The following is a 23,491-nucleotide window of genomic DNA, read 5'->3' on the forward strand; positions in this document are numbered from 1 at the left end:
GCGCACGGCGTCCCGGCCGTGGCTCCCGGACCTGTCCCGCCGATCGGGCCCGATCGGCCGGACAGGGCCCGCGCGTGGTCCTCCCACCTGTTCTGCCCGCGCTGTGCTACTCCCAACATGCCGCGCTCACGTACCCCTACGAGGGGGGCGGTCGTTGGGCGGGACGACCTGTGTCTCTGCGACCCCACGAGGTGGACTCTGTGAGCAACGCGGTGAGGCGGACGAGGGCCACACTGGCCGCCGCCCTCGTATGGACGGGACTGCTGGCCGGGCTGACCGGCTGCACCGGCGGTGACCTCGACATCGGCGACAAGCCGCGGTCGGCAGCGGACACCATCAGCATCACCCCCGGGGACGGGGCGAAGGGAGTCCCGGCGGACGGCAGGCTGGAGGTGAAGCTCCCGGGCGGGCGGCTGGAGCGGGTCAGGGTCACCCGGGTCGAGGACGCCCAGCCGGTCGAGATTCCCGGCTCGGTCTCGCAGGACGGGCTTCACTGGCGGCCCGATGCGGGCACCCGGCTGGCCCTGGCGGCCAAGTACCGCGTCGACGCGGTGGCCCTCGACGCCCACGGCCGCCGCTCGGCCCGGCACACCACCTTCACGACCCTGGTTCCCGAGCACCGCTTCATCACCTACTTCAATCCGGAGAACCGCTCCACCGTCGGCACCGGAATGATCGTCTCGTTCGTCTTCAACCGGCGGATCGAGTCCAGGGCGGCCGTGGAGCGGGCCATCCGCATCACCGCCGACCCGCCGGTGAAGGTGGTGGGCCACTGGTTCGACGGACAACGGCTCGACTTCCGGCCGCGCGAGTACTGGAAACCGGGCACCAAGGTGCGGGTCGATCTGCGGCTGCGTGATGTGGAAGGCGCCCCGGGGGCGTTCGGCATCCAGCAGAAGACCACTGGCTTCACCGTGGGCCGCTCCCAGATCTCCACGGTCGACGTGGGGCAGCGGACCATGGAGGTGCACCGCGACGGCCGGCTGCTGGCGACCCTGCCGATCACGGCGGGGGCGCGGAAGACGACCACCTACAACGGCCGGATGGTGGTCAGCGAGATGTTCGACGTCACCCGTATGAACGGCGCCACGGTCGGCTTCAGGAACCGGAAGGGCAAGAGCGAATACGACATCAAGGACGTACCGCATGCGATGCGCCTCACCACCTCGGGCACTTTCCTGCACGGGAACTACTGGGCGGATCCCTCCGTCTTCGGCTCCGAGAACGTCAGCCACGGCTGTGTCGGACTGCGCGACGAGAAGGGCGGCAGCCAGGACTCACCGGCCGGCTGGTTCTTCGACAGGACGCTGATCGGCGACGTCGTGGAGGTCGTCAATTCGCATGACCGGATGGTCGATCCCTGGAACGGTCTGAGCGGCTGGAACATGAGCTGGAACGAGTGGCTGGCGGGCTCCGCCGTGGGGTGACCACTCCTCCGTTCTGCATGGCCCGCCACAGTCCTGGACATGTTGGGACTGAACGGTGACATCCGTGGGGAGTTGCCACGGCTCGCGGTGTGATTATCTATCGCCAGAAGCGCGCAGGAGCGCATGGGGGTAGTGGCCCGGCATATGACCGGGCCCCACGGGCCGTGGCGGGGCCAGGCCGTGCGAGGGGAGAGGGCCAATCGTGAACGGGCAGCCGATATCGGGGGCATCGGCCGGGGAGCGCAGCGGGCGCGGACGCGGAAGCACGGGTGTGCTCGCTGTGGTCCTGGGGGCACTGCTGCTGCTGGTGACGGCATGCGGGGGCGGGGACTCCGACAAGGACGACGGGGGCAAGGGCCGGAAGGGCGACGAGAAGGTCGGCACGACCGCCTCGCAGGCGGTCGTGACCATCGCGCCGAAGAACGGCGCGGCCTCCGTGGCCACCAGCGGCGCCCTCAAGGTCACCGCCGACAAGGGGAAGCTCACCGCGGTCACCGTCAAGGACGACAAGGGCAACGCGATCGAGGGCAAGGTGACCGCGGACGGTGCCGCCTGGGAACCGCTGGCGCATCTCGCCGCGGCGACCAAGTACAAGGTGCACGCGGTCGCCAAGGACTCCGAGGGGCGTGAGTCCGCGAAGGACACCACCTTCACCACCCTGGTCCCCAAGAACACCTTCGTCGGCCACTACACGCCCGAGGACGGAGCCACCGTCGGCGTCGGCATGCCGGTCTCCGTCAATTTCACCCGTGGCATCACCAACCCCGAGGCCGTCGAGAAGGCCATCAAGGTGACCGCGGAGCCGTCGGTCCCGGTCGAGGGCCACTGGTTCGGAAACGACCGCCTCGACTTCCGGCCGGAGAAGTACTGGGCCGCGGGGACGAAGGTGACGGTCAAGCTCAACCTGGACGGCGTCGAAGGCCGGCCCGGGGTGTACGGCAAGCAGTCCAAGACCGTGAAGTTCACCATCGGCCGCAGCCAGGTCTCCACCGTCGACGCCGCCGAGCACACCATGGAGGTCGTGCGGGACGGCAAGGTCATCAAGAACATCCCGATCACCGCGGGCGCGCCGTCGACGACGACGTACAACGGTCAGATGGTCATCAGCGAGAAGTACAAGGTGACCCGGATGAACGGTGCCACCGTCGGCTTCGGCGGCGAGTACGACATCAAGGACGTGCCGCACGCGATGCGCCTGTCCAGCTCGGGCACCTTCATGCACGGCAACTACTGGGCCTCGTCCGGGACCTTCGGCTCGGCGAACGTCAGCCACGGCTGCGTCGGACTGAGGGATGTGCGCGGGGGCTGGGACGAGAAGGCCCCGGCGGCCTGGATGTACGACAACTCGATCATCGGCGACGTGGTGGTCGTGAAGAACTCCAAGGACAAGCAGATCGCCCCGTCCAACGGGCTGAACGGCTGGAACATGTCCTGGGCGGAGTGGACGAAGTAGGACGCCCCCGCCCACAGGCGTACGGGCCCGGTGCTGTGACGGACGGCACCGGGCCCGCATCCGTTAACGGGGGCTAACCTCCCCGTATGACAGTCAATCTCGAAGTCTCCGAAGGCGTCGGCACCATCCGTCTGGACCGCCCGCCGATGAACGCCCTGGACATCGCCACACAGGACCGGCTGCTCGAGCTCGCCGCAGAGGCGACCGACCGCGACGACGTCCGGGCCGTGATCCTGTACGGCGGCGAGAAGGTGTTCGCGGCCGGCGCGGACATCAAGGAGATGCAGGTGATGGACCACGCCGCCATGGTGAAGCGGTCCAGGGCCCTGCAGGACTCGTTCACCGCCGTCGCCCGCATCCCCAAGCCCGTCGTCGCGGCCGTCACCGGCTACGCCCTCGGTGGCGGCTGCGAGCTTGCGCTCTGCGCGGATTACCGGATTGCCGCCGACAACGCCAGGCTCGGCCAGCCGGAGATCCTGCTGGGCCTGATCCCGGGCGCGGGCGGTACCCAGCGGCTCGCCCGGCTGGTCGGTCCGTCCAAGGCCAAGGACCTCATCTTCACGGGCCGTCATGTGAAGGCGGACGAGGCGTTGGCCATCGGTCTGGTCGACCGGGTCGTACCGGCTGCCGAGGTGTACGAGCAGGCTCACGCGTGGGCGGCGAAGCTCGCCCAGGGACCTGCGCTGGCGCTGCGCGCGGCCAAGGAGTCCGTCGACGCGGGTCTGGAGACGGACATCGACACGGGCCTGGCGATCGAACGCAACTGGTTCGCGGGCCTGTTCGCGACCGAGGACCGCGAGCGGGGGATGCGCAGCTTCGTCGAGGAGGGTCCGGGCAAGGCGAAGTTCCTCTGAGGTTCGTGAATTCCCCCTGATGTGAGCCCAGTTGTACATACCGGGCATGCGCGTCAACTCGGCAGACGGCTTAAAGGAACCTTAAGAGATCCCTAAGGAAACCTTGCCCTCAGCGCTTCGCGATCAGTTGAGTGCGGTGCGTCATCGCAGGCCAGATGGGCTGTCAGAGGCCTCGTTCTGCCACGGTCATATGCCGAACCGATGCCCCGGAACCGCTCATTCCGGGGCATCGATTCCTCGGGAAGGGCCACGAAGGGCCCTCCGGGTGGCCATCATGGGGGCATGGCGGGGCTGGAGGGTTCGGATCAACCGCGGCAGCGGGGCAGTGCGGCCACTGCACGGTGGATGCCGGCCGTCGAGGACGAACAGGCGCTCAAGGCGCTCGAGTTGTTCGGGAATCCGACGGAGGAGGAGGTCCGGCTGCCGTCCCGTCCCGAGTCGGCCGCCACGGCCCGCAGGCTGACGCAGTGTGTGGTCCTGCGTCAGTGGGCCCTCTCCCCGCAGATCGCCGAGCACGCGATCCTGCTCGTCTCCGAGCTCGTCGGCAATGCGGTGCGCCATACCGGCGCACGTGTCTTCGGGCTGCGGCTGCTGCGGCGTCGTGGCTGGATCAGGGTCGAGGTCCGGGATCCCTCGCGCGGCCTGCCCTGTCTGATGCCCGTGCATGAGCTGGACACCAGCGGCCGTGGTCTGTTCCTGGTCGACAAGCTCTCCGACCGCTGGGGGGTCGATCTGTTGCCGCGCGGCAAGACGACCTGGTTCGAGATGCGGATCTCCGACCGCTGACGGCCGGCGGTGGTCGGCCGCCGAGCCCGCCCCGGCGCACAAAAGCCCCCGTCTGCCGCAGCGCGGCACTGGGGGCTTACTGCGCGCGGTCGTGGACTGGAGGGGTGGGTCCACGACCGCTCTGGACGACCTGGCCCGGGTCAATGGGGGTCGTGGCACCGACTATGACAGACCGGCGGCCGGTCGCCAAAAGTTCCTATCGGGAAAAAAGCCGCATAGGGGTGCAACGATGAAGTGAATCCAAGGTGAAATCAGCCACCCGCCTGGAAAACGGTGAATAGATATGGGTTGCAGTGGGTGATTCCTTGATCCGATGGCGGTGTGGCGACAGGTCGGGGTTGTGGGCTGCGCCGGCCATGGAGTTGGTCAATCGTTACTTTCATCCCCTTTCTGCCCCTCCCGAGCCTCTCCCGAGCCTCTCCCGAGCCCTCTCGAGCCCCCTCAAAGACTTTCGATCTCGCGCGTCCGTCCCTCATCTCGCCACCAGCAGTGCCTCTGAGCCGACGGGGCGGAAACCGGCCTGCTGGAAGGTCCGCACACTGCGGGCGTTTCCCGGCGACTGCTGCGCCCAGACGTAGCCGCCGTCCGGGACCAGATGGCGGGCAGCGTCCGCAAGCCGTGCCCCGAGACCGGCACCGCGCGCCGACAGGTCCACCTCGATGGCGGCCTCCCAGCGTCCCGCGACTCCGCGGCCCAGGACCAGCACCCCGCCGTCCGCTGCCCAGACCCGGACGTCGTCACGGAACTTGAGGGCGCGTGCCACCCGCGGATGGTCGGGGTCCTCTATCTCGCGCAGCGCGAGTTCCGGCGGACCCGGCCGCGACGGTGCGACCGTCAGCAGGTCGATCGTGTTCATGGAACGGCCGGTCCTGGCCATGAGCGCGCTCAGGAAGCCGGGGTTCATGCTCGCGGCCAGCGGGTCGCTGCCCGTGCTCGCCAGGGCCACCCGGATCCACTCCGGGTCCTCGTCGGTGAACACCACCGAGTGAGCGGTGAAGGCCAGGACGCCCGCGTCCCGTGGATTCGGCTGGCGGACCACCGTGGTCGAGCCGTCCGGCGGCGGGAAATGTCCCCTCGCCGCTGCCGACATGATCCGTACCAGTTCATCGTCCGCATCGTTCATGTGTCCATGATCGCCCCGGGGCCCGTTCCGGGGAAGGCGGTGGCCGCCCCCGGAACATGAGGCCCGGCTTCCGCCGATAATCTGGCCCCCGTCAGTAATGCACCAAGAAGGGGTGGACAGTGGCGGACATCGAGGCGGCGCGCAAGGCCTTCGACCGGTACGACCTGAACGGCGACGGGCTGATCTCGGCCGCCGAGTACAAGAGCGTCATGGCGCAGCTGGGCGACTTCCATGTGACCGAGCCGGTCGCCGAGGCCGTCATCAGGGCGAAGGACGGCAACGGCGACGGTCTGCTGACCTTCGACGAGTTCTGGGCATCGCTCGACAAGGACTGACGTCCCGGCGCGTACGGCACGGCCCCCGGCGTCCGCCGGGGGCCGTGCCGTACGCACCGAGCAGGGAAGCCCGGGTCCTCCGTGCTCAGCACTCGATGATGTTCACCGCGAGACCGCCGCGCGCGGTCTCCTTGTACTTCACCGACATATCGGCGCCGGTCTCCTTCATGGTCTTGATGACCTTGTCCAGGGAGACCTTGTGGCTGCCGTCCCCGCGCATCGCCATCCGCGCCGCCGTGACGGCCTTCACCGCTGCCATGCCGTTGCGCTCGATGCACGGGATCTGGACGAGGCCGCCGACCGGGTCGCAGGTCAGGCCCAGGTTGTGTTCCATGCCGATCTCGGCCGCGTTCTCCACCTGCTCCGGGGAGCCGCCCAGCACCTCGGCGAGCGCGCCCGCCGCCATGGAGCAGGCCGAGCCGACCTCGCCCTGGCAGCCGACCTCGGCGCCGGAGATCGACGCGTTCTCCTTGAAAAGCATGCCGACCGCTCCCGCGGCGAGGAGGAAGCGGACCACGCCGTCCTCGTCGGCGCCCGGCACGAAGTTCATGTAGTAGTGCAGGACCGCCGGGATGATGCCCGCCGCGCCGTTCGTCGGAGCGGTGACGACGCGACCACCCGCCGCGTTCTCCTCGTTCACGGCCATGGCGTAGAGCGTGATCCACTCCATCGCGAGCGCATGGGGGTCGCCCTCGGAGCGCAGCTTGCGGGCCGTCGTGGCGGCGCGCCTGCGGACCTTCAGGCCGCCGGGGAGGATGCCCTCACGGGACATGCCGCGGGAGACACAGGACTGCATGACGCGCCAGATCTCCAGCAGTCCCTCGCGGATCTCCTCCTCGGTCCGCCATGCCTTCTCGTTCTCCAGCATCAGCGCGGAGATCGACAGGCCGGTCTCGCGGGAGAGCCGCAGCAGCTCGTCGCCGGTGCGGAAGGGGTACTTCAGCACGGTGTCGTCGAGCTTGATCCGGTCCTGGCCGACCGCGTCCTCGTCCACGACGAAGCCGCCGCCGACCGAGTAGTACGTCTTCTCCAGCAGCGTCGTGCCCTCGGCGTCGTAGGCCCACAGGGTCATGCCGTTCGCGTGGTACGGGAGCGCCTTGCGGCGGTGCAGGACCAGGTCCTCGTCGAAGTCGAAGCCGATCTCGTGCACACCGAGGATGCTGATCCGCTTGCTGCTCTTGATCCGCTCGACCTGGTCGTCGGCGGTCTCGACGTCGACCGTGCGCGGAGAGTTCCCTTCCAGGCCCAGCAGGACGGCCTTCGGGGTGCCGTGGCCGTGGCCGGTGGCGCCCAGCGAGCCGTACAGCTCGGCGCGGACCGCGGTGGTGTGGGCCAGCAGGCCCTCGTTCTTCAGACGACGGGCGAACAGGGCGGCCGCGCGCATCGGGCCGACCGTGTGGGAGCTGGACGGGCCTATGCCGATCGAGAACAGGTCGAAGACCGAGATGGCCACGGGGGAACTCCTTGGGGTTGGTAGACGTCGTCGTCTGCCGGGGTGGTGCAGAAGACAGAGACGCGAGGCGTCTCGTGCGGGGTCGGTGACGGGGGTGGGTGGGGGCGCCACGCGGTTCCGCGGGTGCATGGTGCGGGGCACCGCACTCACAGTCCAGTGTGCGCGGTGCCCCGTTTGTTTTGCTCCGGCTGTTACAGACCAGGGTAAAGCGGATGCTTCGCGGCGAGCGCCGTCACCCTTGCCTTGAGCGCCTCGGCGTCGTAGGAGGGCTTGAGGACCTCGGCGATGACGTCGGCGACCTCGCGGAAGTCCTCGGTCGTGAAACCGCGGGTGGCGAGCGCCGGCGTGCCGATCCGCAGACCCGAGGTGACCATCGGCGGGCGGGGGTCGTTGGGGACCGCATTGCGGTTGACCGTGATGCCGACCTCGTGGAGACGGTCCTCGGCCTGCTGGCCGTCCAGCTCGGAGTGGCGAAGGTCGACCAGGACCAGGTGCACGTCCGTGCCGCCGGACAGGACCGAGACGCCGACCTGCTTGACGTCGTCCTGGACCAGGCGCTCGGCGAGGATCTTCGCGCCCTCCAGGGTGCGCTGCTGGCGCTCCTTGAAGTCCTCGGAGGCCGCGACCTTGAACGAGACGGCCTTGGCCGCGATCACATGCTCCAGCGGACCGCCCTGCTGACCGGGGAAGACCGCGGAGTTGATCTTCTTGGCGAGCTCGGCGGTCGAGAGGATCACACCGCCGCGCGGGCCGCCCAGCGTCTTGTGGGTGGTCGTGGTCACGACATGGGCGTGCGGCACCGGGTTCGGGTGCAGACCCGCGGCGACGAGGCCCGCGAAGTGGGCCATGTCGACCATCAGGTACGCGCCGACCTCGTCCGCGATCCGGCGGAAGGCAGCGAAGTCCAGCTGGCGCGGGTACGCGGACCAGCCGGCCACGATCAGCTTCGGCTTGGACTCCTTGGCGAGCCGTTCGACCTCGGCCATGTCGACCTGGCCGGTGGCGTCGTCCACGTGGTAGGCGACCACGTTGTAGAGCTTGCCGGAGAAGTTGATCTTCATGCCGTGGGTCAGGTGCCCGCCGTGCGCGAGGTTCAGACCCATGATCGTGTCGCCCGGCTTCAGCAGCGCGAACATCGCGGCCGCGTTGGCCTGGGCGCCCGAGTGCGGCTGGACATTGGCGTGCTCGGCGCCGAACAGCGCCTTGATGCGGTCGATGGCGATCTGCTCGACGACATCGACGTGCTCGCAGCCGCCGTAGTAGCGGCGGCCCGGGTAGCCCTCGGCGTACTTGTTGGTGAGGACCGAGCCCTGGGCCTCCATGACCGCGACCGGAGCGAAGTTCTCCGAGGCGATCATCTCGAGGGTGGACTGCTGACGGTGGAGCTCGGCGTCGACGGCGGCGGCGACGTCCGGGTCGAGCTCATGGAGGGGAGTGTTCAGAAGCGACATCACGCGATCCCTTGTGGCCAGTGGTCTTCGGTCAGCCGGCGAATTCGGTGTACTCGTCGGCGGAGAGCAGGTCGGCCGGCTCCTCCGTGACGCGCACCTTGAACAGCCAGCCGCCCTCGAACGGGGCGCTGTTCACCAGCGACGGGTCGTTGACGACGTCGTCGTTGACCGCGGTGACCTCGCCGGAGACCGGGGAGTACAGGTCGCTGACCGACTTGGTGGACTCCAGTTCGCCACAGGTCTCGCCCGCGCTCACCGTGTCACCGATCTCGGGGAGCTGGACGTACACGACGTCGCCGAGGGCGTTCGCCGCGTGCTCCGTGATGCCGACCGTCGACACGCCGTCCTCGGCGGCCGACAGCCACTCGTGCTCCTTGCTGTAGCGCAGTTGCTGGGGGTTGCTCATGTGCTGAATTCTCCTGTACGCGGTGGACTGCTGCTTACGGGGCTGGTGAGGGGCTACTTCTGGCGCTTGTAGAAGGGAAGCGCAACGACCTCGTACGGCTCATGAGTACCGCGGATGTCGACACCGACGCCCGCACTGCCGGGCGCGGCGTGAGCGGCGTCCACATAGGCCATGGCGATCGGCTTGCCCAGGGTCGGCGACGGGGCGCCCGACGTGATCTCGCCGATCACCTGACCGCCCGCGACCACGGACATTCCGGCTCGGGGCACACGGCGGCCCTCGGCGACGAGACCGACCAGCTTGCGCGGGGGGTTCGTGGCGGCGCGCTCGGCCGCCGTCCCGAGGGCCGCACGGCCGACGAAGTCACCCTCCTTCTCGAACTTCACGACCCGGCCCAGACCCGCGTCGAAGGGTGTGAGCGAGGTGGTCAGCTCATGCCCGTACAGCGGCATGCCCGCCTCCAGGCGCAGCGTGTCACGGCAGGACAGACCGCAGGGGACGAGACCGACCGGCTCGCCCGCCTCGGTCAGAGCCCGCCACAGCTTCTCGGCGTGCTGCGGCTCCACGAAGAGCTCGAAGCCGTCCTCGCCGGTGTAACCGGTACGGGCGATCAGCGCCGGGACGCCGGCGACGGTGCCGGGCAGGCCCGCGTAGTACTTGAGCCCGTCCAGATCGGCGTCGGTGAGCGACTTCAGGATGCCGGGGGCCTCGGGGCCCTGGACGGCGATCAGCGCGTAGGCGTCGCGGTCGTCGCGTACCTCGGCGTCGAACTCCTCCGCACGGCTGCTCAGCTCGTCGTAGACGGTCTGTGCGTTCGAGGCGTTGGCGACGACCATGTACTCCGTCTCGCCGAGGCGGTAGACGATCAGGTCGTCGAGGATTCCGCCGTCCTCCTGGCAGATCATCGTGTAGCGGGCGCGGCCGACGGAGACACCGCCGATGTTGCCGACCAGCGAGAAGTCCAGCGCGGCGGCGGCCTCGGGGCCGGTCACGGTGATCTCGCCCATGTGGGAGAGGTCGAAGAGCCCGGCCTTGGTACGTACGGCGTTGTGCTCTTCACGCTCACTCGCGTACCGCAGCGGCATGTCCCAGCCCGCGAAGTCGGTCATGGTCGCGCCCAGTGAGCGATGCAGGGCATCGAGGGCGGTAAGACGGGGGGTGGTGCTCATGGATAGGACTCCCAGGGCATGACTGGCGAGGACGATCCTCCCCATCTGTCATCGAAACCTGAGAGGTTCATCACGGCCATACGTACGCTGCGTACGCAATGGGCATGACTTGCACCTTGGGTGGAGCCGCATGAGCTGCGGCCCGCTTTTCAGATCTGCCTCATCCTCGCGGTACGGGGCCTGAGAGATTCAAGGGAGGGACTTGCTCCTTCGGCGCCCGGCCCACAAAGTGGCCAGGACTCTCCCGCGCGGATTCAAGCGGCCGGTATGCAGTTGGCGCGGACATCATTGCACGGGCGCCACGATCGGCAAATCACTTGTTGGTCATTACCTTTTCTTTAAGCTTCTTGGGCAGGGTCCCGGTGGACCCGACAAGGGGGAGAGCGATGACGTTGCAGCGGCCAGGTGCCTATATGACGACGACGGCGGGAGTGCGCGCCCGGGCCGGCCTGTCCGCGCGCCGGCTGCTGGGCGCATCGGCGCCCGCATCCCCGCCCGTGGTGCGTGATCTGCGCGACCGTGCGGGCCGCGGCCCGCGGAGCCTGGAATTCGCCCGGGGGGACGTGGTCGTGATCTCCGGCCTGCCCGGAAGCGGGAAGTCCACCCTGATCAGGCGGGCCGCGAAGGACGGCGGGATCGACTCCCAGGACACCCGGGACCGCTGGGACGCAAGGATGCCCGGACTGCTTCCCTACGCCGTGTACCGCCCGCTGGTCCGGATGGCCCACTACGCCGGGCTGTGGCGCTCGCTCCGTGCCGGCGGGGGTGTGATCGTGCACGACTGCGGCACCCAGTCCTGGGTCCGCCGCTGGCTGGCCCGTGAGGCCCGCCGCCGCGGCACCTCGCTCCATCTGCTCCTGCTCGACGTCACCCCCGCCGTCGCCCGCGAGGGCCAGCGTGAGCGAGGCCGCGGCGTCTCCCCGTACGCCTTCAGCCGCCATCGCCACGCGGTCTCCCGTCTTGTGCGGGACGCGGAGAAGGGCCGCCTCCCGCGGGGCTGTGCCTCGGCGACGCTGCTGGACCGCGACGCGGCGACCGCGCTGAAGCGCATCGGTTTCGCCGCCATGGACTGAGCCGCCCCGGCGCATCCCCAGCCGTTACCCTGCTTGACGCAGGACATCGGGCCCGGCAGGGGCCGGACGGGGAAGCAGGGGACGCGCAGTGGATACGACATGGCCCGCCAACGAGCTCGAAGAGGTGCTGGCCGCGTCCGTCGGCAGTCCGGGCGCCGGAGGCCGGATCGTCGAGGTGCTCGGACGGAGCCCCGTCTGGGTGCCGCTGCCCAATGGCGGCGGACCGGACAGCCCGAGCCTGGATCTGCCGACCCTCGAGATCGACGGGGCGCCGTACGTCCCGGTCTACAGCTCCCAGCAGCAGTTTCTGCAGTGCGTCGGCGACCGGATGTCCTGCACCGTGGCGCCCGCGATCGAGTTCGCGCGCGGACTGCCGCCGCAGCTCGGGATCGCGGTGAACCCCGGCGGCGCGATCGGAGTGCCGCTGCCGCCGCCCGCGGTCGCCGAGCTGTGCCGGGTCGGCAGGACGCCGCTGGACGGAACGGCGAGCGGGGGCCGGGTGCGGCTGTTCGAGCCGGACTGGCAGGACGAACCGATCGACTTCCTGGCCGCCGCCGCCGGCGAGTTCGAGGGAACCGGTGTGGTGCAGACCGCCCGCCGTGTCCTGGCGAGCATCGAGGGCGACGCGCCGACGCTGTTCGTCGGCGTCCAGCTCTCCGCCTGGGAGGGCCATCACCGCACCGCCCCGATGGACGCCCTCGGCCGCGCGCTCGGCCGGGTCGCCGTGAAGTGGCCGGTCAACCTGGTCCTCCTGGACCTGGCCCAGGACCCGGTGGGCGACTGGATGCTCAACCGCGTCCGGCCCTTCTACACCCGGCAGCACCCGCCGTCGCACACATAGTCGTCAAGGCGGTGTCAGGGCAGCCGCATAAGCTGGTTTGATGACGTGCGCCGCACTTGCCCGGTGCGGCGGCACACACATGGCGGATCGAAGAGGGGCGGGACCCAGAGTGAGTGCGTCAGGCACCGCGGCGACCGGGCAGGTCGACCACATGCTGCGCCAGGTGACGCCCGGGCGCTACGACGCCTACGAGGCGCTGCTGCACGCACTCGCCGACCCGTCGGCCGGTCAGGTGTGGATGCTGCTCTGGCACGGCAGGTCCGGCTCCCCGGACGCCCAGTACGGAAACATGGAGGTGGACGGCCTCAGCTACGCCCCATGTGTCACCTCGGCACAGGAGCTCGCCGCCTCCGGCTGGAACAGGGCGCATGAAGTCGTCACCGGCACCGACATCGCCCGTGCCCTCTTCCCCGACCGCTACGGCATCTGGCTCAATCCGCACGCCCCGGGCGGCGGCGTCGGTATCCCCTGGCCCGATCTGCGCCGGATCGCCACCGGACTCGACCGGATGCCCGCCGGACCCCTGCGGCTGGCCGAGCCCGCCATCGAGATCCCCCAGTTCTACGCCCTGCTCACGCAGAACGCCCATCGCACCCCCGCCGTCCGCTCGCTGCGCAGAGCCTGGGTGCAGCCCGCGCTCGGCGCCCCCTACCTCGCCATCGGTCTCGATCTGTACGACACGGGACAGCAGTCCGTCGACACGGTCCGCGCGATGATGCAGCAGTCGATCGCCGCCGTCCCCGACGGACTCCCCGTCTCCACCGTCGCCATGTCCGACGAGTACGACCCGGTGGCGATGTGGCTGCGGGCCCATGCCCGCCCCTTCTACGACCGCGAGGCCCATGCCGCCCCGCCGCAGCAGCCGGGGTACGGATACCCGCCTCCCGGCTTCGCCGGGGGCACCCCCACCGCACAGCACCGCTGACCGTCCCGGGCCCGGCTCCGACCTCTGCCCTCAACAGCGCTTTGTGTCCAGGAAGTTAATCCAAGCGCTGCGATGTCCCGCCTTCTGCCGTTTTGGCAAGTGTCCGGGTCTCAGGTCGGTATCACCGCTATGCGGACTGTTCACTGGTCTGACGCTCGTGAGTAGTGTTCGGCCGGTCAAGACCACACATGGCGACCCAGGGGTGGACCCATGCGAATATTCAAGTCCCGAGCTGCTCGGGCGGTAACGGCGGTCCTTGCGGTCGGCCTCATCGCCACCGGCTGCTCGAGTGAGCGGGGCAAGGACGAGGGCAAGGGTGGAGAGGACACCTTTGTTTTCGGCGCTCCCGGTGACCCGGGTTCTCTGGACCCGGCGCTCGCGAGCGACGGTGAGACGTTCCGCGTCACCCGTCAGGCCTTCGAGGCCCTGCTCGAGCACGAGTCCGGTGGCAGCAAGCTCGTAGGCGGTCTCGCCGAGAAGTGGTCGAGCGACCCGTCCGGCAAGGTCTGGACGTTCAACCTGCGCAAGGGCGTCAAGTTCCACGACGGCGAGGCGTTCAACGCCAAGGCGGTCTGCGCCAATTACGACCACTGGTTCAACTGGACCGGTACGTACCAGTCGAGCGCGGTCTCCTACTACTGGCAGACCATCATGGGCGGCTTCGCGAAGAACGAGGACAAGGAGACGCCCAAGGCGAACTACAAGTCCTGCACCGCGAAGGACGAGAACACCGCGGTCATCGAGGTCAACGAGACCTCGGCCAACCTGCCCGGCGGATTCTCGCTCCAGGCCCTCGCGATCCACTCGCCGAAGGCGCTGGAGGAGTACAAGAAGCAGGACGCGAGCGCCAAGGGCGACGCGATCACGTACCCCAAGTACAGCCAGGAGGCCGGCACGGTCGCCGGCACCGGCCCGTACAAGATCACGAAGTGGAACAAGGGCAACAAGGAAGTCAGCCTGGAGCGCTTCGACGACTACTGGGGCGAGAAGGCCAAGGTGAAGAACCTGGTCTTCCGTACGCTCGACACCGAGGACGGCCGTCGCCAGGCGCTGCAGGCCGGTGACATCGACGGTTACGACCTGGTCGCGCCCGCCGACATCAAGACGCTGGAGAGCGCCGGCTTCAAGGTGCCGACCCGTGACGTCTTCAACCTCTTCTACCTCGGTATGTCCCAGGAGAAGAACCCGGCGCTGAAGAAGCCCGAGGTCCGCCAGGCCATCGCGCACGCCATCGACCGCGAGAACCTCGTCAAGACCCAGCTGCCCGAGGGCGGCAAGGTCGCGACGCAGTTCATGCCCGACACGGTCGCCGGCTTCTCCGAGAACGTGAAGAAGTACCCCTTCGACACGGCCAAGGCCAAGTCGCTGCTGGCGTCCGCGAAGGCGAGCAACCTCTCCGTCGAGTTCTGCTACCCGACCGAGGTCACCCGCCCGTACATGCCTGCCCCGCAGGACATCTTCGAGCTGATGAAGGCCGACCTGGAGAAGGCCGGCATCAAGGTCACCCCGAAGCCCATGAAGTGGGCCCCGGACTACCTGGACGCCACCGAGGCCGGCTCCTGCGCCCTGCACATGCTGGGCTGGACCGGTGACTTCAACGACGGCTACAACTTCATCGGCACCTGGTTCGCCGGGTACGACAAGCAGTGGGGCTTCAAGGACGACAAGGTCTTCGCCGCGGTGAAGGCCGGTTCCGTCGAGGCCGACCCGACGAAGCGTACGGATCTCTACAAGAAGGCCAACGAGGCCATCATGGACTACCTGCCGGGTGTCCCGCTGTCCTCGTCGCCGCCCGCCATCGCGTTCGGCAAGGACGTCAACCCGCCGAAGGTCTCCCCGCTGACGCAGGAGAACTTCGCCGAGGTCTCCTTCAAGTAGCACACCGCATGGGTCCGCCCGGCCACGGAACGCCGTTGGCCGGGCGGACCCGCATCCCATTTCCGTACCACTCGTACAACACACGCAAGAAAGGGGCATGCGGGGTGTTGCGACTCGTCGTACGACGACTGCTACAGCTGATACCCACCCTGCTCGGCCTGTCGGTTCTGCTCTTCGTATGGCTGAACCGGCTGCCCGGCGGACCCGCCTCGGCGATCCTGGGGGAGCGGGCGACCGAAGCCGAAGTGGCACGCATCAACCGGGCGCTCGGGCTCGACCAGCCGCTCTACGTCCAGTACGGCCGCTTCCTCAAGCGGATCTTCGAACTCGACCTCGGCACTTCGACCCAGACCGGGCAGCCGGTGTGGGACGAGTTCGTCCTGCGTTTTCCCGCGACGGTCGAACTCAGCATCGCCGCGATGGTGATCGCCGTCGCGGTCGGCATCCCGCTCGGCTACCTCGCAGCGCGCAAGCGGGGCGGCTGGATCGACGTGGCCTCGGTCTCCGGATCGCTCATCGGAATCTGCATCCCGGTCTTTTTCCTCGCCCTCATCCTCAAGGGCATCTTCGCCGTCGAGCTGGGCGTCTTCCCCAGCTTCGGCCGCATGGACACCGGCCTCGACGCCACCAGTGTGACCGGATTCGCCGTCCTCGACGGCGTCCTCACCGGCGAGTTCGACGCCTCCTGGGACGCGCTCACGCACCTGGTGCTGCCCGCGCTCGCCCTCTCCTCCATCCCGCTCGCCGTCATCGTGCGCATGACCCGGGCCAGCGTGCTGGAGGTGCTCGGCGAGGACTACATCCGCACCGCCGAGTCCAAGGGCCTGGAGCGCAGGGTCGTCCGCGGCCGCCACATCCTGCGCAACGCGTTGCTGCCCGTGGTCACCACGATCGGTCTGCTCACCGGCAGCCTGCTGTCGGGTGCAGTGCTCACCGAGTCGGTCTTCTCCTTCGGTGGCATCGGCGACTTCATCCGCAAGGCGATCGACGCCCGTGACTACCCGGTGCTCGTCGGCTTCATCATGTTCATCGCGACCGTGTACGTCCTGATCAACCTGCTGGTCGACCTCGCGTACAGCGTCATTGATCCGAGGGTGCGGGTGCACTGATGAGCCTGGCAACTACCAAGACATCGAAGATCGACCGGCTCGCGGAGCTCACTGCCAAGACCGAGAGCTCGAGCGGCGCCAGTCTGTGGCGGGAAGCGTTCCGTCGGCTGCGTGCCAGCAAGATGGCGATCATCGGCGCGATCGTCATCGCCGCGTTCGTCGTGATCGCGATCGTGGGCCCATGGGTCGCCCCGTACGGCCCGACCGAGCAGACCTGGCGTGGTGAGGTCTTCCAGAACCAGGGCAAGTTCGTCGGGGCGCGGGCCGAGAACTGGTTCGGTCTGGACCACCTGGGCCGCGACATGTTCTCCCGCATGCTCGTGGGAGCACGGCAGACCCTGCTGGTCGGTGTGGTCTCCATGCTCATCGGCCTGGTCCTCGGCGCCTTCGTCGGCGCCCTGTCGGGCGCGGCGGCCACCCTCGGCGGGCGCGCGGGACAGCGCATCGACGACGCCATCATGCGTGTCACCGACATCATGCTGGCGCTGCCCTCGCTGCTCCTCGCGGTCTCCGTCGCCGCGGTGATGGGGCAGTCGCTGACCACGGTGATGATCGCCGTCGGTGTGGTGCAGATTCCCATCTTCGCCAGGCTCCTGCGCGGTTCGATGCTCGCGCAGGGCGGCAAGGACTACGTACTGGCTGCGCGCTCCCTCGGCATCCGCAAGCGGCGCATCGTGCTCACCCAGATCATGCCCAACTCGTTGGGCCCGGTGATCGTCCAGGCGACGCTCAGCCTGGCCACCGCCATCATCGAGGCCGCCGCACTGTCCTACCTCGGACTCGGCAACCCCGATCCGGCGGTCCCCGAGTGGGGCGTGATGCTCTCCCAGGCCCAGCGCTTCTTCGACAACGAGCCGATGATGTCCATGTATCCGGCGGTCGCCATCATCATCACCGCTCTCGGCTTCACCCTTCTCGGCGAGGCCATGCGCGAAGCCCTCGACCCGAAGCTGCGAGGTTGATGTCATGCCACTGCTCAATGTGGACGAACTCACCGTCACCTTCGGCGGACGCGGCCGCAAGGACGTCAGGGCCGTCAACGGGGTCTCCTTCTCCGTCGACCAGGGCCAGGTCGTCGGCCTGGTGGGCGAATCGGGTTGCGGCAAGTCCGTCACCTCGCTCGCGCTGATGGGCCTGCTGCCGCGCAAGGGCGTCGCCCTCGGCGGGCGCGCGGACTTCGACGGCGCCGATCTGCTGACGATGAGTCCCGCGAAGATCCGCGATCTGCGCGGCAGCAAGCTCGCGATGATCTTCCAGGACCCGCTGTCCTCGCTGAACCCGGTGATCCCGATCGGCATACAGGTCACCGAGATCCTGCAGCGCCACCGCGGCATGAAGGGCGAGGCGGCCCGCAAGGAAGCCGCGCATCTGCTGGACCGGGTCGGCATCCCCGACCCGACCAGGCGGCTCAAGGAGTACCCGCACCAGCTCTCCGGTGGGATGCGCCAGCGCGCCCTCATCGCCATGGCGGTCGCCTGCGCGCCGCGGCTGCTCATCGCCGACGAGCCGACCACCGCACTGGACGTCACCATCCAGGCGCAGATCCTGGAACTGCTCAAGGAGCTGGTGGACCAGGAGGGCACCGCGCTGCTGATGATCACCCATGACCTGGGTGTCGTCGCCGGGCTGTGCGACCAGGTCAACGTGCTGTACGCGGGCAAGGTCGTCGAATCCTCCGGCAGGCGCGAGCTGTTCGCCCATCCGACGCATCCGTACACGCACGGGCTGCTCGGCTCCATCCCGAGGCTCGACGCCCCGCGCGGTGAATCCCTCAACCCCATCCGCGGGTCCATCAACGACCAGATCGCCTGGGCCGAGGGCTGCGCCTTCGCTCCGCGCTGCGACCGCTACGAGATGGGCTGCCTGACCGGCACGCCCGAACTGACCGAACCACGCGAGGCCGGACACGAGGCCCGCTGCGTCAACCCGGTCCTGCCCACAACGGAGGTCCCGGCATGAGCCTGCTCGAACTCGACGGAGTGAAGGTCCACTTCCCCGTCAAGAAGGGCATCCTCTTCGACCGTACGGTCGGGCATGTCTACGCCGTCGACGGGATTTCGCTGTCGGTCGAGGCGGGCCAGACGTACGGTCTGGTGGGCGAGTCCGGATGTGGCAAGACCACGCTCGGGCGAGCGGTGCTGCGGCTCGTCGACATCACGGACGGCGAGGTCGTCCTCGACGGGACGGATCTGGCGAAGCTCCCCGAGAAGGAGCTGCGCAGCTTCCGGCGGCGGCTCCAGATGGTCTTCCAGGACCCGCTGGGCAGCCTCAACCCTCGGCAGAACATCGAGTCGATCCTGTCCGAGGGCATGGCGGCGCACGGCATCGGCGCCAACCAGGACGAGCGCCGGGAGAAGATCAAGGAGATTCTGGCGAAGGTGGGGCTGCCGTCGAACGCCCTGTCCCGCTACCCGCACGAGTTCTCCGGCGGCCAGCGCCAGCGCATCGGGATCGCGCGGGCACTGGTGCTCGAACCGGACGTGATCATCTGTGACGAGCCGGTCTCCGCGCTGGACGTGTCCATCCAGGCGCAGGTCATCAATCTGCTGGAGGAGCTCCAGGAGTCGATGGGCCTGACGTATCTCGTCATCGCCCATGACCTCGCGGTCGTGCGGCACATCTCGGATGTCATCGGGGTCATGTACCTCGGGTCCCTGGTGGAGGAGGCCCCGAGCGACGCGCTCTACGCCGAGCCCAAGCACCCTTACACCAAGGCCCTGATGTCCGCGGTGCCCGTGCCGGACCCGGAGGTCGAGGACAGCCGCGAGCGCATTCTGCTGCTCGGCGATCTGCCGTCGCCGGCCAATCCGCCCGCGGGCTGCCGTTTCCACACGCGTTGTCCCTGGAAGCAGGACACGCTGTGTGCGACGGAGCGCCCGGAGCTGAAGGATCTCGGGTCCGGCCACAAGGTGGCCTGCCACTTCGCGGCCGAGATCGCGGCGGGCGAGATCGCGCGCACGTCGGGAGAGGTCGTCCCGGCGGTGCGCGAAGGCGTGGAGGACGTGGACCCGGAGGTGCTCCCGGACACCGACACCACGCCGGTGCCGGCTCCGCGTGCGGGCGGGGCGCCGGAATCGGCGTCTGTGTCCGACAGGGTGCCGGAGGCCGCACCCGATGCCCCGGACACCAGTGGTGAGAGGGCCGACGACGCTGCCGACGAGGCAGTGGAGAAGGATTCCGAGCAGGCCGCGGAGACTCCTGCCGCGCCCGGCTCGGACGAGGCGCCCGACGACTCCGACGAGGCGTCGGAGGCACCGGTCCGTCAGTAGCCCCGACCGGGTGCGGGGCGCTGCGCCCCGCACCCGGCATCCGGGTCACGGTGGGGTTGCACCACCCGGTCGGTGTGGCGCCCTGCCGCGGGGTGCCACCCGGATGTCCGTCCCGGAGCGCCGGACGGGCCGGGATTGCCGCACACCGTGGGACGGCCGTCCGGCCGCGCAGGGGTACGCATCCGGAACGTCGGACGGATGGCCGGGGTCGGGGCCGATGCCGCCCGGGCCCGCCCCACCACCCGCGGGCCCCAGCCCGGTCCGGTGATGACCACCTGCACCCCGGCCGGCGCGCCGCGGAGTCGAGAACGTCCCCGGCACCAAAGGGCGCGGCCACGGCCCGGGGCCTGGCCAGGACCCAGGCCACCGGCGCGGCACAATTGGGCGGTGTTCCACGAACTGTTCACCCCCTCCGTTCAGCATGCCCTCGACCTCGCCGGGATCTTCGTGTTCGCGATCTCCGGTGCCCTCCTCGCCGTACGCAAGAACTTCGACGTCTTCGGTATCGCCGTCCTCGCCGAGGTCACCGCGCTGGGTGGCGGACTCTTCCGTGATCTGGTGATCGGGGCGGTGCCGCCCGCCGCGTTCACGGATCTCGGGTATTTTCTGATGCCGCTCGTCGCGGCCACGTTCGTCTTCTTCCTCCACCCGGAGGTCGAGCGCATCCAGGGCTCGGTCAACGTCTTCGACGCCGCGGGGCTCGGCCTCTTCTGCGTCACCGGTACGACGAAGGCGTACGAATACGGCCTCGGTCTGACCTCGTCCGCGGTGCTCGGCCTGGCCACCGCCGTCGGCGGCGGTGTTCTTCGCGACGTTCTCGCCAACGAGGTGCCCTCGTTGCTGCGCTGGGACCGGGACCTGTACGCCGTGCCCGCGATCGTCGGCGCCACGATGGTGGTGCTCTGCATCCGATTCGATGCGCTGAACGCCACCACCAGCGGATTCGCCGTGGCGACCGCGTTCGTCCTGCGGCTGCTCGCCATGCGCTTCCACTGGCGGGCCCCGCGCGCATGGAACCGCCGGTCCTCCGCCACCGAGCCGGCCGACGAAAGCGTGAGGAAAGCTACCGCTTAGTAGTTTCCTGATGTACGGTTCGGTCATGGCACAGGTGGCACAGGCAACCATCGGGAACAGCGAGTTCGACCGCGACACCGCTGTGACCCTGCGAGACCCGAATGTTCCGGGTCTGTACGACGCGGAGCTCTCCGCGGGCTGGACGATCATCCGCGCGGTCAACGGCGGCTATCTGCTGGCGATGCTCGGGCGTGCGCTCTCCGACGCGCTGCCGCACCCGGACCCGTTCACGGTCTCGGCGCACTACCTCAGTCCGTCCGAGCCGGGACCCGCGGTGATCCGCACGGAGACGCTCCGTAGCGGACGCACCCTCTCCACCGGTCAGGCGTCCCTGATCCAGTACGCGGAGGACGGCACCGAGATCGAGCGCATCCGCGTCCTGGCCACCTACGGCGACCTGGACGGGCTGCCCGACGACGTCCGTACGACTGCCAAGCCGCCGGCCATCCCGCCGTACGAGCACTGCCTCGGACCGGCCGACGGGCCGACCCCCGCCATCCCGGGCTCCTCCGCGATCACCGAGCGGCTGCGCATCAAGCTCGACCCCGCCACGGTGGGCTGGGCCGTCGGCGCGCCCTCCGGCAAGGGGGAGATGCGCGGCTGGTTCGGGCTCGCCGACGGGCGCGATGCGGATCCGCTGTCCTTGCTGCTCACCGTGGACGCGCTGCCGCCGACCTCGTTCGAGCTGGGGATCAAGGGCTGGACCCCGACCGTCGAGCTCACCACCCACATCCGCTGCCGCCCGGCTCCCGGGCCGCTGCGGGTCGCCATCACCACCCGCAACCTCGCGGGCGGCTTCCTGGAGGAGGACGCGGAGATCTGGGACAGCGCGGACCGTCTGGTCGCCCAGTCCCGCCAGTTGGCGAAGCTGCCGCAGTAGCGGCCGGGCGCGACCTGTCGTGCCCGCCCGCACGGAGTCCCCGCACGGGCTCTCCCGGAATCGTCGACGACGGCATCGGGGGAGCCCGTTCTGCACGACCCGCTGTGCGCGGTGGGATGTCCGCCTGTGGTGTGTCTCACCGCGGCGCCTAATAGGTATCCAAGATGTGAATTTGATAGCGTCAGTGTGTGCGGTTGACGAAGTTCAGCGATCTGGCGCTACGCGCGGTCATGCGGCTGGCTGTTGTCCGGGACGGGGAGTCCCTGACCACGCGTCAGGTGGCCGAGGCGATGGACGTCCCCTACGCCCACATGGCCAAGGCCGTGGCGCGGCTGCAGCATCTCGGTGTGCTGGAGGCCAGGCGCGGCCGGGGTGGCGGCCTCGAGCTGACGGAGTTCGGCCGTGCGGCTTCGGTCGGCTGGCTGCTGCGTGAGCTGGAGGGGGAGGAGGAAGTGGTCGCCTGCGAGGGTGACCCTCCGTGCCCCCTGCGCGGGGCCTGTCGTCTCCGTAGTGCTCTGCGCGCCGCCCAGCAGGCGTTCTACAGCTCTCTCGATGCGCTGACCGTCGCCGATGTCGTGGCCTCGCCCACGGGGCCGGTGCTGGTGACGCTCACCGGGCGGGGCACCGTCTGAGGTTCCGGATTCCGGGCCGTCGACGACGCGTGCGTCAAAATATGAAGATCACTTACCACTTTGGAGGCTGGTGTGCTCTCCGAGCAGTCCCTTCCCGTCGTCCGTGCCACGCTGCCCGCCATCGGTGCGGCGATCGGCGAGATCACCGACCGCTTCTACTCACGGCTGTTCACGGCCCGTCCGGAACTGCTGAGGGATCTGTTCAACCGAGGCAACCAGGCCGACGGATCACAGCAGCAGGCGCTCGCCGGGTCCATAGCGGGCTTCGCGGCCATGCTGGTGGACCGGCCCGGCACCCGGCCGGACGTCCTGCTCGCCCGGATCGCCCACAAGCACGCCTCGCTCGGCATCACCTCCGAGCAGTACAAGATCGTCCATCGGCATCTCTTCGACGCGATCGCCGAAGTGCTCGGCGACGCGGTCACGCCCGAAGTGGCCGCCGCCTGGGACGAGGTGTACTGGCTGATGGCCAACGCCCTGATCGCGCTGGAGGCGCGGCTCTACGAGGAGGCCGGTGTCGCCGAAGGCATGGTCTGGCGCCCGATGCGGGTGACCGGACGGTGCCGGGAGACGGCCGACGTCGTCTCCTTCACGCTCCTGAACGCCGACGGGAGCCCGAACGGCCGCTTCCTGCCGGGACAGTACGTCAGCGTTCAGGTCGGGCTTCCCGACGGGGCGCGGCAGATCCGCCAGTACAGCCTCTCGCAGGGCCCGGGGCGTGCCGATTGGCGGATCAGCGTGAAGGCCGCCGGTGGCGGACCCGGCCCGGACGGCGAGGTCTCCTCCTGGCTGCACAGGCATCTGCGTGCCGGTGACCGCCTCATGGTGTCCGCCCCATCCGGAGGACTGACCCTGCCGGACGGGAACGACCCGCTGCTGCTCGTCTCCGCCGGCATCGGCAGTACACCGATGCTTTCCATGCTGGACGCCCTGGCCTCCACGGGATCCGTTCGGCGGGTGATCGTGGTGCACGCCGACCGTTCTCCCGACGACCACGCTCATCGCGAGGAACTCGCCCGGCTCGTGGAGGCGTTGCCCAACGCCGAGTGCCATCTCTGGTACGAGACGCCCGACCCAGCCGTTCCCGGTGCTCGGCACGGCCGCACGGACCTCGGAGCGCTGGAACTGCCGCAGGGGCTGATCGCGTACCTGTGCGGCCCGCTGCCCCACCTCCGTGCGGTGCGTGGTGATCTGCTGCGGCTCGGGGTGCCGGCCGCGGACGTCCACTACGAGGTCTTCGGCCCCGACCTCTGGCTCGGGAAGGACTGAGCCGCAGGTCCCGTGCTGTTCAAGAGGTGCCTTCCGGGCCGCCGTGTCGTCGTCCCGGCCGGGCCCGGCGGGCGTACCATCTGC

General features: G+C 69.1%; 22 protein-coding genes and 1 riboswitch. Of the genes, 17 read left to right on the forward strand and 5 right to left on the reverse strand.

What is annotated here, in order from left to right; all coding sequences use genetic code 11:
• Positions 1-200 precede the first annotated feature (200 nt).
• The 4 genes from AC068D_RS24710 to AC068D_RS24725 all read left to right on the forward strand — a co-directional run bounded on the left by AC068D_RS24710 (position 201) and on the right by AC068D_RS24725 (position 4,520).
• Positions 201-1,427, forward strand: coding sequence for a L,D-transpeptidase (locus tag AC068D_RS24710; protein WP_478825218.1), 1,227 nt, complete (start codon positions 201-203; stop codon positions 1,425-1,427).
• Between the two features lie 202 nt (positions 1,428-1,629).
• On the forward strand, positions 1,630-2,880 hold the full coding sequence (locus tag AC068D_RS24715; RefSeq protein ID WP_478825219.1) for a L,D-transpeptidase: 1,251 nt from the start codon (positions 1,630-1,632) through the stop codon (positions 2,878-2,880).
• Between the two features lie 86 nt (positions 2,881-2,966).
• Positions 2,967-3,734, forward strand: a complete 768-nt coding sequence (locus AC068D_RS24720; protein WP_478825220.1) for an enoyl-CoA hydratase/isomerase family protein — start codon at positions 2,967-2,969, stop codon at positions 3,732-3,734.
• A gap of 282 nt (positions 3,735-4,016) precedes the next feature.
• A complete protein-coding gene (locus tag AC068D_RS24725; protein ID WP_478825221.1) occupies positions 4,017-4,520 on the forward strand; it encodes an ATP-binding protein in 504 nt (167 codons plus the stop codon).
• Between the two features lie 472 nt (positions 4,521-4,992).
• Here AC068D_RS24725 and AC068D_RS24730 read toward each other — a convergent pair whose 3' ends face one another.
• Positions 4,993-5,643, reverse strand: coding sequence for a GNAT family N-acetyltransferase (locus AC068D_RS24730; protein WP_478825222.1), 651 nt, complete (start codon positions 5,641-5,643; stop codon positions 4,993-4,995).
• 119 nt (positions 5,644-5,762) lie between these two features.
• Here AC068D_RS24730 and AC068D_RS24735 point away from each other — a divergent pair, with 119 nt between their 5' ends.
• Entirely contained in the window at positions 5,763-5,978 is a 216-nt protein-coding gene (locus AC068D_RS24735) for an EF-hand domain-containing protein (RefSeq protein WP_478825223.1), read from the forward strand.
• An 85-nt stretch (positions 5,979-6,063) separates the two neighbouring features.
• On the opposite strand, the gene AC068D_RS24740 is transcribed toward AC068D_RS24735, so the two are convergent.
• The 4 genes from AC068D_RS24740 to gcvT all read right to left on the reverse strand — a co-directional run bounded on the left by AC068D_RS24740 (position 6,064) and on the right by gcvT (position 10,457).
• Entirely contained in the window at positions 6,064-7,431 is a 1,368-nt protein-coding gene (locus tag AC068D_RS24740; protein ID WP_478825224.1) for an L-serine ammonia-lyase, read from the reverse strand.
• 191 nt (positions 7,432-7,622) lie between these two features.
• Positions 7,623-8,882, reverse strand: coding sequence for a serine hydroxymethyltransferase (gene glyA, locus AC068D_RS24745; RefSeq protein WP_478825225.1), 1,260 nt, complete (start codon positions 8,880-8,882; stop codon positions 7,623-7,625).
• A 31-nt stretch (positions 8,883-8,913) separates the two neighbouring features.
• Positions 8,914-9,288 (reverse strand): glycine cleavage system protein GcvH, encoded by a 375-nt coding sequence (gene gcvH / locus AC068D_RS24750; protein ID WP_478825226.1) that lies wholly within the window; start codon positions 9,286-9,288, stop codon positions 8,914-8,916.
• Between the two features lie 53 nt (positions 9,289-9,341).
• Complete coding sequence (gene gcvT / locus AC068D_RS24755; protein WP_478825227.1) at positions 9,342-10,457, reverse strand: glycine cleavage system aminomethyltransferase GcvT; 1,116 nt, start codon at positions 10,455-10,457, stop codon at positions 9,342-9,344.
• Between the two features lie 159 nt (positions 10,458-10,616).
• A riboswitch (glycine riboswitch) is annotated at positions 10,617-10,714 on the reverse strand.
• Positions 10,715-10,843: 129 nt separating this feature from the next.
• Between gcvT and AC068D_RS24760 the strand changes: the two genes are divergently transcribed.
• From AC068D_RS24760 to AC068D_RS24815, 12 genes are all read left to right on the forward strand, one after another.
• The gene (locus tag AC068D_RS24760) at positions 10,844-11,530 is read left to right on the forward strand and encodes an AAA family ATPase (RefSeq protein WP_478825228.1); all 687 of its coding nucleotides are present in this window, start codon (positions 10,844-10,846) and stop codon (positions 11,528-11,530) included.
• Positions 11,531-11,618: 88 nt separating this feature from the next.
• The gene (locus AC068D_RS24765; protein ID WP_478825229.1) at positions 11,619-12,371 is read left to right on the forward strand and encodes an enhanced serine sensitivity protein SseB; all 753 of its coding nucleotides are present in this window, start codon (positions 11,619-11,621) and stop codon (positions 12,369-12,371) included.
• A 109-nt stretch (positions 12,372-12,480) separates the two neighbouring features.
• Positions 12,481-13,296, forward strand: a complete 816-nt coding sequence (locus AC068D_RS24770) for an enhanced serine sensitivity protein SseB C-terminal domain-containing protein (RefSeq protein WP_478825230.1) — start codon at positions 12,481-12,483, stop codon at positions 13,294-13,296.
• 210 nt (positions 13,297-13,506) lie between these two features.
• A complete protein-coding gene (locus AC068D_RS24775) occupies positions 13,507-15,174 on the forward strand; it encodes an ABC transporter substrate-binding protein (RefSeq protein ID WP_478825231.1) in 1,668 nt (555 codons plus the stop codon).
• Between the two features lie 104 nt (positions 15,175-15,278).
• A complete protein-coding gene (locus AC068D_RS24780) occupies positions 15,279-16,283 on the forward strand; it encodes an ABC transporter permease (RefSeq protein WP_478825232.1) in 1,005 nt (334 codons plus the stop codon).
• The gene (locus AC068D_RS24785; RefSeq protein WP_478825233.1) at positions 16,283-17,245 is read left to right on the forward strand and encodes an ABC transporter permease; all 963 of its coding nucleotides are present in this window, start codon (positions 16,283-16,285) and stop codon (positions 17,243-17,245) included. Before AC068D_RS24780 ends, AC068D_RS24785 begins: the two co-directional genes overlap by 1 nt.
• A gap of 4 nt (positions 17,246-17,249) precedes the next feature.
• Positions 17,250-18,242 carry an ABC transporter ATP-binding protein gene (locus AC068D_RS24790; RefSeq protein WP_478825234.1) on the forward strand — a complete coding sequence of 331 codons (993 nt, stop codon included), beginning with the start codon at positions 17,250-17,252 and terminating at the stop codon, positions 18,240-18,242.
• Positions 18,239-19,552, forward strand: coding sequence for an ABC transporter ATP-binding protein (locus tag AC068D_RS24795; RefSeq protein WP_478825235.1), 1,314 nt, complete (start codon positions 18,239-18,241; stop codon positions 19,550-19,552). The genes AC068D_RS24790 and AC068D_RS24795 overlap by 4 nt, the downstream gene beginning before the upstream one ends.
• Before the next feature lie 387 nt (positions 19,553-19,939).
• Entirely contained in the window at positions 19,940-20,626 is a 687-nt protein-coding gene (locus AC068D_RS24800) for a trimeric intracellular cation channel family protein (RefSeq protein WP_478825236.1), read from the forward strand.
• 25 nt (positions 20,627-20,651) lie between these two features.
• Complete coding sequence (locus AC068D_RS24805) at positions 20,652-21,506, forward strand: thioesterase family protein (protein WP_478825237.1); 855 nt, start codon at positions 20,652-20,654, stop codon at positions 21,504-21,506.
• A gap of 188 nt (positions 21,507-21,694) precedes the next feature.
• Complete coding sequence (locus tag AC068D_RS24810) at positions 21,695-22,138, forward strand: RrF2 family transcriptional regulator (RefSeq protein WP_478825238.1); 444 nt, start codon at positions 21,695-21,697, stop codon at positions 22,136-22,138.
• A gap of 72 nt (positions 22,139-22,210) precedes the next feature.
• Entirely contained in the window at positions 22,211-23,407 is a 1,197-nt protein-coding gene (locus AC068D_RS24815; RefSeq protein WP_478825239.1) for a globin domain-containing protein, read from the forward strand.
• The last annotated feature ends 84 nt before the right edge of the window (positions 23,408-23,491 follow it).

The organism is Streptomyces sp. NPDC043861 (genome assembly GCF_056435905.1).